Genomic DNA, 14,805 nt, shown 5'->3' on the forward strand with positions numbered 1-14,805 from the left:
AGGTGCGTAAGAGATTTGCAGTCCACTGACAGCACAAGCTTAAGCACCAGTGAAGAAGAGGCCACTTATGGCTAATCGAAATAAGATCGTTGAACAAAGCAAAAAGAAATCCTCCTCTCCCCACGCTAAAAAAGTGGGCCAGTTTCGTGTCATTGGTGGTAAGTGGAAGGGCCGGAAACTACGCTTTATTGAAGTCGAAGGGCTCAGACCAAGTCTCGATAGAATTCGCGAAACACTGTTTAACTGGCTACAAAATGACATCCATGGTGCCAACTGTCTTGACCTGTTTGCGGGATCTGGCGCCATTGGCATTGAAGCTCTTTCACGAGGCGCCACTAACGTTCAGTTTGTCGAACTTAATCGCAAAGCTTTCCATCAACTGGAAGAAAATCTCGGGCTGGTTAATGCGGACAATGCCTATGTGATGCATGGCGATGCTTTCGACTTCATTGAAAATAACGTTCAGAAATTCGATATCATTTTCCTGGACCCACCATTTCATAAAGGGATAGCGCAAAAAATCATCGAGCAATTGGCAACGGCTGATTGGCTCAAGCCTGAAACAAAGATTTATATTGAGGTAGAGCAGGGGCTAGAGCTACAACTTCCTGAGAACTGGACAGAAGTAAAAGATAAGAAAGCAGGGCAGCTGCAGTACAAGTTATTTGAGAAGAGGTAAGTTAAGGAGTTCCTTAACTTACCTAGAAAGATAAAGTTTATTTCAAATATAAATCAATCACTTCCTGGCTCCACAAGCGCTCTTTATCATCCGCATTTTGAAGCTCATTGGAAGCTACCATTAAGAAGTTACGTGCTTCATCAGTACCTAAATCTCCAATCGACTTTAAGGCCATAGCTTTATCTTGCCAGATATCTGCTGTGGCATAGATTTCTTTTAGTCTTTCTAAGGAAGACTCGGCTTTTAAAGTACCAAGACCAGAGATCGCAGCTAGTCGAATATATTCTTCATCACTGTTAGTAAGCTCTAGTAGTGCATCCAAAGCAAGAGGATTGTTTGAGAATCCAAGTTGGTAAACATCCTGATATGCAGTATTTTCATCATCGGAGTTCTTAATACGGTTAATCAGGTTCTGAACTTCTTGATCAGTCATCGCCTGATGAAACAGATGATTATTCAGCTTGGCTACAAATTCTTTGACGGCTAGATCTAAAGGTTGATTGAAGGTTGGCTCAATAATTTCATCAAAACTCCAAACGGGTGTTTTACCGCGTTTAATAAACAACGCTATACGTTCAGGGCCAGTTTCACTCATAATATCAGCGCTTAGCATAGTAAACGTGATGAAAGGAGTATAGGCGTTAGTGCGATGATTTCTTACAACAAATTTGTTGATATTAATACTTTGTCCCTGTGTAGCGAGCAATGCATTAATATTACGAGCCTCAAGCTCAGCTTGAGTATGCTGTTCAAGAAACGCTATAGGCTCGACTGGAGTTTTATTGTCTAGTAATTCTGCTTTAAGGACACCGTAACTGAAAGTTTTCTCAAGCTCAGGACGATTATCGATCAGATGAAGCGACTGTTGAGATTCAGCAGGATTAGCATAGCTGATTGTTGATGGCTCAGGTTTGTCAATGTTGTATGCAGAAGGTGCGCAAGCTTGTATCCCCAATAATACCGCTGCAAGCAGTAACGTTTTATTAATATTCATAATATCCTCAATTCATTATTATAAAGTGATGGCTTATTGATAAGCACATATAATTAGTTTTTGCTTTTAAAAAAGCTGAGAAATATTAGTAGAACGGGTTAAGTATTGCAATAATCAACATCAATAGTATTTGAGTGAATAATTAGCCACTTTTATATAACACTTTAATCAGGTGATAACCAAAACGGGTTTTGACTGGGCCAATTAAAGGCTTGTTCTCACTGCCTTTGGCAAATACTGCATTATCAAAGGGCTTAACCATCTGGCCGCGACGAAATTCGCCTAAATCGCCGCCTTGTTTTTTTGACGGACACATGGAATGGCGTTTGGCCAGCTGATAGAAATCAGCGCCCTTTTCAATTTTAGCCTTGAGCGCCAGGGCTTCCTTTTCGGTCTTGACCAATATATGTAAGGCAGATGCTTTAGCCATGAGGATTCCTTAAATTCATACGATTAAGCTTAACTTGGGATAGCTTGTTTAACATAAACATCAAAGCGATTGGCTTTGCTTTCAATGCTCATGGAAGGTTTTTGTTGATTAAGATAGGGCGCATAAGTGGGTCGTTTAACCACCACACGATATTTGGCATGCTCTAGAGCTAATGGCAATAATTCATCGGCATCCAGATCTTCGCCCACCAATAGTTTAACCAATCGCATTTCTTTTTTGACGGCTGCGCTTTTGTTGCGTGGCGGAAACATGGGGTCGAGATAAATGATATCAGGTTGCTGATCAGTAGACAGCTTTGGAATCAGTTCATTAGCCTGGCCCTGGAATAACTGAAAATCACGCGCAAAGAGCTCCTGAGTATCGAGGTGACTGGCGGCTCGTGCAATGGCGTCCTGCAGCAGGGCCGCAACGTAGGGCGAACGCTCAATCAGTCGCAGACGACATCCAAGATTACGCAGCTCGGAGGCATCACGCCCTAGACCACCTGTTGCATCGAGGATTGAGGGCTGCCAATTATGCTTTAGGCCACAAGCTTTGGCGATCTGCTGCTTGCGACCGCCGCCATGGGAACGACGCCAGGCAATTGCTCCCTGGGTAAAGTCCAGAGAAAAGCCGGTTGCATGTCCATCCAGCTTGGCGTAAAAATGTAACACTTGATTGGCATCCTTTGGCTCAAAACAGAAATAGCCATCGAACGGCTCCAACTCACCAGCATCAGTAATCACTGGCAAATCGGCCAGTAATGGTGGTGGCGATAAAGAGTCAGTTTGAAAAAAAGCTAAAGCATGCTTCACAATGAATTATTCACAGATGATGACAGAACCCGCACAGAATACCATTATTGAGCAACATATAAACCTGGAAGATGTTGCTGATCTGAATGATACCAACCCGCTGGAATTATTGGCGCAAGCCAGTGGCTTGTCAAAACAGAAAGTCAAAGAGGCCATGAAAAAAGGAGCTGTCTGGTTATCTCGAGGCAAACAGGCAAGGCCCTTACGGCGCAAGAATGCCCGGCTAACTCTGGGTGATCAGTTGCATCTCTACTATAACGAACAGGTGCTAGGCGAGAAGGTAGCAGAACCTGAGTTGATAGCGGACGAGGGCGATTACTCGGTCTGGAATAAGCCTTATGGGGTTTGGTCGCAAGGTTCGAAGTGGGGCGATCACTGCTCGATTGGTCGCCTGGTGGAAGAACACTTTGACTATAATAGACAAACCTATGTGGTGCATCGGCTTGATAGGGCGGCCAGAGGTTTAATCATTGTCGCACACAATAAAGAAGCGGCTGCAGCTTTGTCTGCTATGTTTGCCAAGCGCGCGGCAGAGAAACATTATCTTGCCTGGGTCAAAGGAAAGTTTTCCCATCAATCGATCACCGTTGAAAAGCCTATCGATAAAAAGCCTGCGAAAAGCATTGTGACTTTAAAAAAGTATGATGCGGAGTCAGAGAGAAGTCTGTTGTCAGTACAAATTCTGACTGGCAGAAAACATCAGATTCGGATACATCTGGCATCATTAGGCTTCTCCATTATTGGCGACCGATTATATGGAGCAGCCGATGACAATAGCCCCGATCTGCAGTTACAGGCTTACCAGCTGATTTTTACCTGCCCTTTAACCGGTGACTTGAAGCAGTATCAGCTCGAATAAACTGAATGAATATGGGAAAAGACCTGCAGCTACTGAAAGAGATTAAAGCCTGCACTATCTGTCAGGATTTGCCGCTGGGTCCCAATCCCATATTACAATTTAGTGCCAAGGCCAAAATATTGGTCGCTGGTCAGGCTCCGGGTCAGATTACCCACCATAAAGATCGCCCGTTTGATGATGCCAGTGGCGATAGGCTGCGGCAATGGTTGGGCGTAAACCGTGACACATTCTATGACCCAGACAAACTGGCGGTAGTGCCGATGGGTTTCTGCTATCCCGGCAAAGGCAAGTCAGGGGATCTGGCACCGAAAGCCATTTGCGCGCAAACCTGGCGCAAAAAAATTCTAAACGTGTTGCCGAACATAGAGCTGACATTGGTTATCGGAAAATATGCTATGGATTGGCATTTGCCGGAGAGAAAGGAAAAGAATCTCACCGAAACGGTAGGTAACTGGCAACACTATATCGAGCAGGATAATCCTGTCCTGCCATTACCTCATCCGAGTCCACGCAATAATATCTGGTTGAAAAAGAATCCGTGGTTTGAGGAAGAGTTGCTGAAAGAGTTACAGTCCAAGATAGCTATGGTATTGGAGAAGTAATATTAATAATTTGAGTAAGAAAAATGAATGAACTAATTAATGAGTTGCAGGGCTATTTTAGGTTGCTAAGACGTTTAAGTAATAACACTTATCACTATACTGCTCGCTATATTGATATCAATGGAGGGGTAGAAGAAAGTTTGTTGAATTTTTATGACTCTATAGGGTTAAAGAAGAGAAATATATCTAGTGAGGCGATTAAAAGTGTTGAAGATTTAGCGAAATGTGTAAAAGAAATGACGGAAAGTTTAGATAGGAAATTTTCTGAATACAAAGATGTTATAGAGTGGGATATCCATGAGTACGTAGACATGCTACTAGAAAGAGAAATTGAGAAAGGTGCTGCAATGGTTTTTCACTTAATGGATAAAAATGAAAAGCGATCCATTAACTTGGTCATAACAATCGATAAAAGATTAGTATTGATTAATGCATCGCCTAGTTAGTTATATACGAAATGATCCTAACCACTACTATTTATTGATTTATTAAGAACTTTTTTAAAAACATCTATGCCCTTTTCTCGAGCTAACTCTACATTCCTTTCGGGGATCGCATCGGGATCATCGACAAACTCCAACGCCTTTTCAATACTGGCTTCACGTAGCAGGTGCAGCATCGGATAAGGTGACCGGTTGGTAAAGTTAGCAGGGTCATGTTTGAGTTGGCCTTCGAAACAGTATTCCGGGTGGAAACTGGCCAGTTGAAACACGCCCTCCAATTCTTGCATATGTAAAAGCTCGTTAGCCATATCGAGTAAATCCAGATAGTCCTCAAAATCAGCAAAACCCTTGGGCAAAATCAGTAAAGTGGTTTCAATCGAAGTATCCTGTTCCAGTTCTGAAACCGCTTTCAGTAAATCTTCCAGCGCCTGCTCAATGGTTTCCGCATCAGACACCCAGTAACGAATAGATTGACGGACAAACTCGCGTTTGGCAAAAGGACAGAAGTTAAAACCAATGACGGTGTGTTCAAGCCAATAACGGGTGGCTTTAATAACGTCGGTGTTTGATAAGTCGGACATAATGGATAGGGTTTTATAGAGTTGGCTAATGATAGCAGAGATGATCGGAATTGTTACATTCGAGTAAATATTTGGAAAAGTCACTGGATACCGCGGTCGAGCCGCGGTATGACAAAATAAAAGCTGGAGATTAAATGTGGAAAAATAAAACATTAATCAAAGTAAACCTTCAAATCTTCCGGAATCGGCATCGGTTTAAAAGGTGAAACATTGGCGCCACCAGTGTTTCCGACAGGGTATTTACCGATCAATGAGCCAGCCGAACCAATCATTCGAATGATCTGACCGAATATCTCTCGAAGGTCGATGCGTTTGATACCGATGCGGAACATCCACCAATGGCTTTTAACATGGCGCCCATAAAATGGCTGGCTCAGAATGTGGGCTCGTTCGAAATGCCAGAAAGCATCATCAAACTTTCCTTTATAAAACAATAACTTGCCTTGATTAAGCTCGTTGGCAAAAGCGATTTTGAGTTTTTGTGACATGGTTACAACTCCTTGCAAGACCATACCAATTGTTGTGTTTGAGGAATTGACAGACTAGTTGGTCTGTAGTTAAATAGCAAGCCTTCCATACACGATCTTTAACAAGACTATGCTAAATGCATGCTCTTGAATCATTCAGTCAGGATCGACTATGCCAGAAAATAATACCGTTAAATTTGGTCGTTTCGTTATCAGCCACCCATGGCTGGTAATCCTTGCTTCAATACTATTAGTTGTAGCAACAACCTATGGCGCACGATTTTTGGAGATTAAGACCGACTATCGCGTCTTTTTCGCCGAAGATAATCCCCAGTTAATTGCCTTTGAAAATATCCAGAATACCTACGATAAGGCCGATAATGCGATGTTTGTGATCACGCCAAAAGAAGGCAGTGTATTTGATCGCGAAACCTTGAAAAGCATTCATTGGCTGACAGAACAGGCCTGGCAGATACCGTACACCACACGTGTAGATTCGATTACCAATTACCAGCACACCTGGGTAACCCCGGAAGACGAAGATTATATGCTGGTCGGTGCCTTGCTCTGTATTCCCGATAAATCCTCCAATTTTGATAGTGAATGTGAGCATGAGTCGGTCTCTGAGCAGATGATTGACGATTTAAGCGATGCTGAAATTAAGCGATTGCAAGATATCGTGCTGCATGAGCCACAACTCGTGAATCGTGTGATTAACCCTGATTCCAGTGTTACAGCTGTCAATGTGACCGTGCAGCTTCCGCAGGATCCGGATTTAGAAGGGCTGGAAGGCAAGGCCTGGAAAGAAAAGAAAACAGAAATTCTGACGGCGGTGACTAAGGTTTCTGAGCACGTCGGAAAACTGCAATCTGAACTGATAGAGCGCAACCCGAATCTTGAAGTGCGTTTAACCGGTGTGGTGATGATGAACAATACCTTCGCCGAGACGGGTAAGAACGACATGATGACCTTAACCCCCATCATGTTGTTTTTGGTTATTCCTCTAGCACTCTACTTTATGATTCGCAGCACCAGCGGTACGGTAGCCAGCGTCATTATCATTATTTTCTCGATTATGGGTGCACTGGGTGGCGCAGGCTGGTTAGGCATTGCCATGACCGCACCGATGTTCTCTGTACCGACGGTGGTGGCAACAATGGCCGTTGCCGACTCGGTACATTTGCTGGTCACCTTCCTGCAAGGCATGCGACACGGCATGAGCAAGCAGGATGCGATGGTAGAAAGTATCCGTATCAATATGATGCCAATCTTCCTGACCAGTATTACCACGGTGATTGGCTTCCTGACCATGAACTTCAGTGAAGTGCCTCCGCTTCGCGATATGGGTAATACGGTAGCGGTGGGCGTGACCTTAGCCTTTATTTTCTCGGTTACCTTTTTGCCAGCGATGATGATGCTTCTGCCGGTTAAGGTCAGCGACAAGAAGAGCAAAGGCCATCATTGGATGGATAGCTTCGCGGACTTTGTAGTCAATAAACGTAAAGTGTTATTGCCCGTTATGGCAGTGATCAGCATTGCCATAATTGCAGCCATACCAAAGAATGAACTGAACGATGAATTCGTTAAGTACTTTGATGAAAGCATCGACTTCCGTGTCGACTCAGACTATACGGCGGAAAATCTGACCGGTCTGTATACAGCCTTTTACAGCATCGATACCAAAACCGGCAGTGGTATTCATGAGCCAGAGTTTATGGCCATGCTGAAGGACTTTGTGGAATATGCAGAGCAGCAACCTGAAGTGTTGCATGTCCAAAGTTACACCGATGTCATGAAGCGGTTGAATAAAAGTATGAATGGTGATCGCGAGGAATGTTATGCCTTACCGAAACCATCGTTAGATAAAGGCTGTAATGCTGTGCTGCTCGAAGATGGTGAAGTCGCGGATCTTGATACATTGATACGAGAACTCACGGCGCAATACACGCTGATTTATGAAACTTCATTACCACGCGGTATGGATATCAACAATCAGGTCAACAGCGACAAGTCGGGAACTCGAATTCAGATTGCTCTGGAAAATCTATCCAGTGTTCAGGTGCTGAATTTGGAAGACCGTTTCAGTCAGTGGTTTGAAAAGAATGCCCCGGCAATGGAAATTTCCGGTTCGAGTCCTGCCATCATGTTTGCCCATATTGGACAAAATAACATTTATTCAATGTTGAAAGGCACGGCCTGGGCCCTAGTCTTAATCTCGTTGTTATTAATATTTGCGTTACGTTCCTTGAAGCTTGGAATGTTAAGTTTAATTCCCAATATTGTGCCGATGGCTGTAGCATTTGGTATCTGGGGTTTGTTCCAGGGACAGATTGGGATGGGACTGTCAGTTGTGACAGGCATGACTTTAGGTATTGTGGTAGATGATACGGTACACTTCCTGAGCAAGTATCTACGCGCTCGCCGCGAAAAAGGTTTAGATAAAGAAGCCGCTGTGAAATATGCCTTCCATACAGTGGGAATGGCACTGACGGTAACTACTATTGTTCTGGTTCTCGGCTTCCTGGTCCTTGGTATGTCACACTATGTGATGAACAGTCATATGGGGATTCTTACGGCAATAACCTTAGCCGTGGCCCTGATAATCGATTTCTTATTACTACCGCCATTATTGATGTTGGGCGGCAAAAAATTGAAAGATAAAGTAGCGAATTAGGAGATACGCATGAAACGAATACTATCAAGTTTACTATTGGCCGTAGCAGCTGTGAGCATGACGACAACTGCTGTTGCCGAAACCCCTGAAGAGAAGGGCTTGGCGATTGCCAAAGAAGCAAAAGCCAGAAATACCGGCTGGGGCGACAGTCAGGCAGACATGACCATGATTTTGCGTGACAAAGGTGGTAATGAAGCAGAGCGAATCGTCAAAGTTAAAAGCTTGGAAGTAAAAGGCGATGGTGATAAAGGTTTAAGTGTGTTTGAACAACCGCGTGACGTGGAAGGTACTGCTTTCCTAACTTATTCTCATATTGAAGGTAATGATGATCAATGGTTGTTCTTACCAGCTTTGAAACGTGTAAAACGTATTTCATCATCCAATAAGTCAGGTCCCTGGATGGGCAGTGAATTTGCCTATGAAGATTTGTCATCATTCGAAGTAGAGAAATACGATTACAAATTTTTACGTGACGATGAACTGAATGGCGAAAAAATGTTTGTGGTAGAAATGGTACCTACTTATAACAACTCGGGTTACAGTAAAACCATTGCCTGGATCGATCAGGAACATTATCGTGTTCATCGCATCGAGTTCTTTGATCAGAAAAATGATAAGTTAAAAGAACTTAACATGTCAGAATTCAAGCAGTATCTTGATAAGTACTGGCGTGCACATCGTCAGGAAATGGAAAATGTACAAACGGGTAAAAGTACGACAATAATCTGGAAGGACTATGAATTTAATGTGGGCCTAACAGAAGACGACTTTAACAAAAGCAGTCTGAAGCGTGCCCGATAAGCAATAATCTTGTGATGGTAAAAGGTAAATCAATGAGTAAAGCAGCTGTTAGAAACCCTGATGCAACCAGGCAAAATATATTGCAGGTGGCCTTTGAAGAAATTCTATTAAAAGGCTATCAGGGTTTGCGTGTGGATGAGGTTCTTAATAAAACTGGATTTACCAAAGGTGCCTTTTATCATCACTTTAAAAGCAAAAAAGAGCTAGGCCATGCGGTCATTGATGAAGTCCTAAAGCCGTGGATTCATGAGCGCTGGATTGAGCCATTGAAACAGGTTAAGGATCCCATTAATGACCTGATTAAAATGATGAACGATTCACGCGCAGAAATTAATATTAAGGAGCTGCATACCGGCTGCCCGCTGAATAATCTTACTCACGAAATGTCACCGCTAGATGAATCATTCCGCGTGCGCATCGTTGCCATCTGGGAAATCTGGTACGAAGCCTTGGCAGAAACTTTCGAGCGTGGTCAGCAAACAGGACAGATCAGAAAAGACGTTAACCCTCATAATATCGCTCGCTTCTTAATTGCCACCATCGAAGGCATCATCGGCCAGTGTAAATGCTACATGAGTGATCAGGCTTTCGATGAAGCCGGAAAATGTTTACAGGAATATGTGAAGACGTTGAGAGCTTAACCATTCTAATCATTGCAGTTAAGCTCCAGACTGATAAATTCTTGTTCTAATCTTAAATAATTGAAATTACTTAAACCAAAAAGATATCGAAGGCAGATATCGGTAAATCTTATAATTATCTATTTTCCTTGACAATGAAAGTTTACGATAATCTGGCACGCCATATTGCTTTATGTAGTCGATGCTTGCATTTATCATTCGTGAGGCAGATTGTCCATCATTGTAAGGATGGTACTGCTCTATTATTGAGTGTCTTTTATGGGCATGTGTGTCTTCATTAGCAAGATAGCCATTCACTAACTCTAATACTTTTTCAGACTGACTCACGTCATCCCAAACAATATTTTCAGAGGTTGAGTTGAGTGTAATTACCGGCTTATTTAATAAAAGAAACTCATAAATTACTGAAGAAGTGTCGCTAATCATAAGGTCAGCTTTGACTAGTTCATCCGTAATATCAGGGTTAGTGACGAAAGTGATGTTCTGGCGTTGATCAGCTAATAGCTTATAAGACTCAACAATCTCCGCCCCCATCTTTTGAGCCATTTTGTCATGAAATTTGATCCTCACGTCAACGCTGTCCAGATCGGCAATTGACTCAATTGTTTGTTGAAGAGCTACCGCTGAGGTCAGCGATGGTGAGAAAGTTGGTGCGTAGAGGATGGTATAGTGATCATTGCCCTTTTCTAAAGAGTCAGCGTCTTTGGTTTTTATAAATAAAGGGTCTAGCTTGCACCAGCCAGTTTCACTCACTTCAAAGTTTTTGTGCTTTTGTTGCAATTGGTTAAAACGATTGGTGAAGTAGGGACCCTGGGTCAGGTATAAGTCGAAATAATCACGAATCCTAAAATGACCTTTCTTTTCACCAGCCAGCCCGTGAAAAACCTGGACTTTAACACCCCTTAAGAACCACGGGACTGAATTACCCGGAGCAAAGATAACGTCAGGTTGATATTTGTAAAGTTCCTCTAGCGAATGGCAAAGAGTCTGATCATCAAATGGAAATGCTGAGGAAAATTCGGAAGGGAGATACCAAAGATAGTCCTCTCCCCTATGCGATAATTCATCTGCAATAGGTTTAAGGATTCCAAATGCATAGGGAAAATTACAAAAGAGAACGTACTTCAATGAGATACCGGACATACAAATATATTTAATCGCAAGCTTACCAAATGCAAAAGCATGATTGTAGTTAAACTAAGCTAGAAGAAGTCGATAATGAGAAAAGCTATAATTTTAAGTTACGAAGTGAGCGATAAATCGGTTTTAGTCGTTGATACATTTTCTTATAAACCTTTTCGTAAAGTTCCTGATAGCGTTCGACGTTTTCTTCTATGGGTTGGAAGGTTTCGCCTTTGTGGCACATGGCTTTAACCGCGTCTTGGTAATTTTCAAAAAGACCGATACCCACTGCGGCGTTGATGGCTGCGCCAAGGGCGGAGGTTTCATAAGTATGTGGGCGAGTGGCTGGCAGGTTGAAGATGTCAGCAGTTAGCTGCATGGCGACATCGCTTTGTGAGCCGCCGCCGGAAACCATCAGCTCGTCGATTGGATGCTTGGTTCTGAGTTGAATCGATTCTTTGCCATCCCTTAAACCATAAGCAATGCCTTCCAGAATCGCGCGATAGACATGAGCGCGGGTGTGGCCATCATGAAAACCGATAATGGCGCCCCGCGCTTCGGGTCCCGGAACTTTAACGCCGGGTGACCAGTAGGGCTGCAGCATCAGGCCATCGGAACCTGGAGGAATTATCGCTATGGCTTCATCGAGTAGTTGCTCAGCTGACACGCCCATTTCAACAGATAAATCCTGCTCACGGTGACCAAACTGTTCTTTAAACCAGCTGACCATCCAGTAGCCGCGATAAATTTGATACTCAATGGTGTAGGCATCGGTCACGGTAGAAGGATAGGGTGGAATAAAGCGCAGCGGTTCGATGTAGCGCTGGCTGGTGACGTTAATGGTGGCGGTGGTGCCGTAACTAAGGCAGGCCTGATGATCCTCGATGCAGCCGCTACCTAATACTTCTGAGGCTTTGTCGGCTCCGGAGGCAATCACCGGCAGGCCTTGTGGCAAACCGGTAGCTTCGCTGGCGCTTTGGTTGATGTGACCAATCAGCTCACCAGGCTTTACTAATTCCGGCAACATCTTGAGTTCAATCGGTGCTATCTGCCACTTCCAGCTATTGGGCTTTTCCCAGCGATGGTTCTTGTAATCAAAGGGAATGTAGCCGACCTGCGAAGCGGTTGAGTCTTTGAACTCACCGGTTAATTTGTAATTTAAATAACCGGACATCATCAGGTACTTATCGGTTTTGCGCCAGATATCGGGTTGATGATGGGCAATCCAGGCCGCCTGGCAGCGAGTCTGGAAATTCCTGATGGTATCGCTAACGCCAACCAGCTTGAACAGATAGGGCCAGATGCCTGTTAAAGGCTTAATGGAATCTAACTCACGTTGATCAGTCCAGATAATGGCCGGACGTAAAGGTTCACCGGCGTGATCAAGATTGACCACGGTATTGCGAAGTGTCGTAACTGACACCGCCTGAATGCTGGACAAGTCGACATTGGGTTGTCGTGACAGTTTACGACAGGCGCGACACAGACTATTCCAGAAAACCTGGGGGTCCTGTTCTGACCAACCGGGATGATCGCTGTAATAGTCGAGAGGAATTTGCGCCTTGGCGATAATCTGACCCTGCACATCAAACAGAATGGCGCGCAGACTTTGCGTGCCATTGTCGATTGCGAGCAGGGTCTTATCAGTCATTAATGGCCTATCCCAGAATGTTTCAATAAGGGTTCAACCGAAGGCTCACGTCCGCGGAAGGCTTTAAATAAATCCGCAGGCTCTTCGGAGCCTCCTTTTTCTAAAATGTGGTGCAGAAAATCCTGGCCGACCTGAGGATTGAAAATACCTTCTTCCTCAAAACGTGAAAATGCATCGGCTGACAGCACTTCTGCCCATTTATAACTATAGTAGCCTGCCGCATAGCCGCCTGCAAAGATATGACTGAAGCTGTGCTGGAATCGGTTAAAGGCGGGTGGGTTAACCACGGCAACTCTTTTACGTACTTCATCCAATGCATGCTGGATCGGATTATCCTGAGTCAAATCAAGCTCGGCATGGATCTCAAAATCAAACAGTGAGAATTCCAGCTGGCGTACCATCTGCATTGCTGATTGGAAGTTCTTGGCTGCAAGCAGTTTTTCTAACTTGTCTGCAGGTAGACCTTCACCAGTTTCGTAATGCTTGGCAATTTTGTCGAGCCCTTCTTTGACCCAGCAGAAGTTTTCTAAAAATTGACTCGGTAGCTCAACTGCATCCCATGGCACGCCGTTAATGCCTGAAACAGACGCATATTCAATCTGCGTCAGCATATGGTGCAGACCATGACCAAATTCATGGAACAGGGTAGTGACTTCATCATGAGTAAATAAGGCCGGTTTGCCACCGACAGGGCTGTTGAAATTACAGGTCAGGAAGGCAACCGGATTTTGGATACCATCTTTGGTGCGACGGCGGCCTATGCAATCCGCCATCCATGCGCCACCACGCTTATTCTTACGGGCGTAAAGATCAAAGTAGAAACTGGCGATATGTTGATTATTGGCATTATAGATATCATAGAAGCGAACATCTGGATGCCAGATGTCAACGTCATCGCGTTGTTCAAAGCGGATATTAAACAACTGACCTGTGATATCAAATAACCCTTTAATAACCTGTGGTTCAGGGAACCAGGGGCGCAATTCTTCCTGCGATATAGCGTACTTTTCCATACGCAGTTTTTCGCTGTAGTAAGCAATATCCCAGGCCTCAAGGTGATCAAGGCCGTGCTTGTCTTTGGCATAAGCTTCTAATTCGGCAAGTTCGGCCTGAGCCTGAGGATGAGATTTATCGGCCAGGTCTTTTAAGAACTCGATGACCTGCTGCGGATCGTGCGCCATTTTGGTGGCTAGGGATAACTCGGCGTAATTCTTAAAGTCCAAAAGCTCTGCCAACTCTTGACGCAAGGCAAGAATTTCCGGCATCAATGAAGAGTTGTCGAATTCACCCGCATTAGGACCCTGATCGGAAGCACGAGTCGAAAAGGCAGTATAGACTTCCTTGCGCAGTTCACGGTCATTGGCATGCATCATCACCGGCAAGTAAGAGGGAAAATCGAGCGTAATACGATAGCCTTCCACTTCAGCCATTTTGGCGGTTTGCTGCGCCGCTTCAATGGCAGATTCTGGTAGCCCTTCGAGCGCAGCGGCATCCTTGAAATCCTTGTGCCAGGCCATGGTGGCATCTAAAAGGTTTTGTTCAAACTTGGAAGTTAGCTCTGATAGACGTAGTTGGATTTCACCGTAACGTTTTTGTTTGTCCTTGGGTAGCGCCACGCCGGACAGTTTAAAGTCGCGTAAATCATCTTTCAGGATTTTGCACTGTACCTTGTCGAGTTTTAACTCATCGGCTTTAGCGTTTAGGTTTTCAATAGTCTGATAAAGGCCCTGGTGCTGGCCCATTTCAGTGCCGTATTCGGACAATAAAGGCAAACAGCTGTTATAAGCTTCACGAATTTCTGGAGAGTTAACGGTGGCCTGCATATGACTGATGGGCGACCAGGCGCGATCCAGTCGATCACCAATGTCTTCCATAGGAAGCACAAAGTTTTCCCAAGTAACGGAATCTTTATCCAGCGAATCAATCAGTTCATTAATCTGTTTACGGCTGTCATCAATAATGGTCTTTATAGCCTCCTGCATATGTGAAGGCTGAATTTTTGAAAATGGCGGCAAGCCGCGGAGATCAAGTAAAGGATTAGTCATA

Annotated in this window: 15 protein-coding genes; 7 read left to right on the plus strand and 8 right to left on the minus strand. The window is 44.2% G+C overall.

Going from position 1 to position 14,805, the window contains the following annotated elements:
- Window positions 1-67: 67 nt before the first annotated feature.
- Window positions 68-679 carry a 16S rRNA (guanine(966)-N(2))-methyltransferase RsmD gene (gene rsmD / locus B158_RS0102220; RefSeq protein ID WP_018623699.1) on the plus strand — a complete coding sequence of 204 codons (612 nt, stop codon included), beginning with the start codon at window positions 68-70 and terminating at the stop codon, window positions 677-679.
- A 37-nt stretch (window positions 680-716) separates the two neighbouring features.
- On the opposite strand, the gene B158_RS12840 is transcribed toward rsmD, so the two are convergent.
- The 3 genes from B158_RS12840 to B158_RS0102235 all read right to left on the minus strand — a co-directional run bounded on the left by B158_RS12840 (window position 717) and on the right by B158_RS0102235 (window position 2,918).
- Window positions 717-1,673 carry a HEAT repeat domain-containing protein gene (locus B158_RS12840; RefSeq protein ID WP_018623700.1) on the minus strand — a complete coding sequence of 319 codons (957 nt, stop codon included), beginning with the start codon at window positions 1,671-1,673 and terminating at the stop codon, window positions 717-719.
- A gap of 142 nt (window positions 1,674-1,815) precedes the next feature.
- Complete coding sequence (locus B158_RS0102230; RefSeq protein ID WP_018623701.1) at window positions 1,816-2,103, minus strand: peptidylprolyl isomerase; 288 nt, start codon at window positions 2,101-2,103, stop codon at window positions 1,816-1,818.
- Window positions 2,104-2,132: 29 nt separating this feature from the next.
- A complete protein-coding gene (locus B158_RS0102235; protein WP_018623702.1) occupies window positions 2,133-2,918 on the minus strand; it encodes a class I SAM-dependent methyltransferase in 786 nt (261 codons plus the stop codon).
- Window position 2,919: 1 nt separating this feature from the next.
- On the opposite strand from B158_RS0102235, the gene B158_RS0102240 reads away from it, so the two are divergent.
- Genes B158_RS0102240 through B158_RS0102250 form a run of 3 tightly spaced genes read left to right on the plus strand, consistent with a single transcriptional unit; the run spans window position 2,920 to window position 4,825 of the window.
- Window positions 2,920-3,777, plus strand: a complete 858-nt coding sequence (locus tag B158_RS0102240) for an RluA family pseudouridine synthase (protein ID WP_018623703.1) — start codon at window positions 2,920-2,922, stop codon at window positions 3,775-3,777.
- 11 nt (window positions 3,778-3,788) lie between these two features.
- A complete protein-coding gene (locus B158_RS0102245; RefSeq protein WP_018623704.1) occupies window positions 3,789-4,379 on the plus strand; it encodes a uracil-DNA glycosylase family protein in 591 nt (196 codons plus the stop codon).
- 23 nt (window positions 4,380-4,402) lie between these two features.
- Window positions 4,403-4,825: a hypothetical protein gene (locus tag B158_RS0102250; protein ID WP_018623705.1), complete on the plus strand. Its 423-nt coding sequence runs from the start codon at window positions 4,403-4,405 to the stop codon at window positions 4,823-4,825.
- A gap of 17 nt (window positions 4,826-4,842) precedes the next feature.
- Here B158_RS0102250 and B158_RS0102255 read toward each other — a convergent pair whose 3' ends face one another.
- Both B158_RS0102255 and B158_RS0102260 read right to left on the minus strand, forming a co-directional pair.
- Window positions 4,843-5,403 (minus strand): DUF1415 domain-containing protein, encoded by a 561-nt coding sequence (locus B158_RS0102255; RefSeq protein ID WP_018623706.1) that lies wholly within the window; start codon window positions 5,401-5,403, stop codon window positions 4,843-4,845.
- A gap of 152 nt (window positions 5,404-5,555) precedes the next feature.
- Window positions 5,556-5,891, minus strand: coding sequence for a DUF3703 domain-containing protein (locus tag B158_RS0102260; protein WP_018623707.1), 336 nt, complete (start codon window positions 5,889-5,891; stop codon window positions 5,556-5,558).
- A gap of 151 nt (window positions 5,892-6,042) precedes the next feature.
- Between B158_RS0102260 and B158_RS0102265 the strand changes: the two genes are divergently transcribed.
- From B158_RS0102265 to B158_RS13620, 3 genes are read left to right on the plus strand one after another with little or no spacing between them, the layout of a single operon-like run.
- Entirely contained in the window at window positions 6,043-8,544 is a 2,502-nt protein-coding gene (locus tag B158_RS0102265; RefSeq protein WP_018623708.1) for an efflux RND transporter permease subunit, read from the plus strand.
- A gap of 9 nt (window positions 8,545-8,553) precedes the next feature.
- Window positions 8,554-9,345 (plus strand): outer membrane lipoprotein-sorting protein, encoded by a 792-nt coding sequence (locus tag B158_RS0102270; RefSeq protein ID WP_018623709.1) that lies wholly within the window; start codon window positions 8,554-8,556, stop codon window positions 9,343-9,345.
- Between the two features lie 32 nt (window positions 9,346-9,377).
- The gene (locus B158_RS13620; RefSeq protein ID WP_156823034.1) at window positions 9,378-9,986 is read left to right on the plus strand and encodes a TetR/AcrR family transcriptional regulator; all 609 of its coding nucleotides are present in this window, start codon (window positions 9,378-9,380) and stop codon (window positions 9,984-9,986) included.
- Window positions 9,987-10,052: 66 nt separating this feature from the next.
- Here B158_RS13620 and B158_RS0102280 read toward each other — a convergent pair whose 3' ends face one another.
- The 3 genes from B158_RS0102280 to prlC all read right to left on the minus strand — a co-directional run bounded on the left by B158_RS0102280 (window position 10,053) and on the right by prlC (window position 14,804).
- Window positions 10,053-11,129 carry a CDP-glycerol glycerophosphotransferase family protein gene (locus B158_RS0102280; protein ID WP_018623711.1) on the minus strand — a complete coding sequence of 359 codons (1,077 nt, stop codon included), beginning with the start codon at window positions 11,127-11,129 and terminating at the stop codon, window positions 10,053-10,055.
- A gap of 85 nt (window positions 11,130-11,214) precedes the next feature.
- Window positions 11,215-12,759, minus strand: coding sequence for an FGGY-family carbohydrate kinase (locus tag B158_RS0102285; RefSeq protein ID WP_018623712.1), 1,545 nt, complete (start codon window positions 12,757-12,759; stop codon window positions 11,215-11,217).
- Window positions 12,759-14,804: an oligopeptidase A gene (gene prlC / locus B158_RS0102290; protein WP_018623713.1), complete on the minus strand. Its 2,046-nt coding sequence runs from the start codon at window positions 14,802-14,804 to the stop codon at window positions 12,759-12,761. Before prlC ends, B158_RS0102285 begins: the two co-directional genes overlap by 1 nt.
- Between the last annotated feature and the right edge of the window lies 1 nt (window position 14,805).

Origin of the sequence: Kangiella aquimarina DSM 16071, assembly GCF_000374105.1 — a bacterium.
Lineage (GTDB): Bacteria > Pseudomonadota > Gammaproteobacteria > Enterobacterales > Kangiellaceae > Kangiella > Kangiella aquimarina.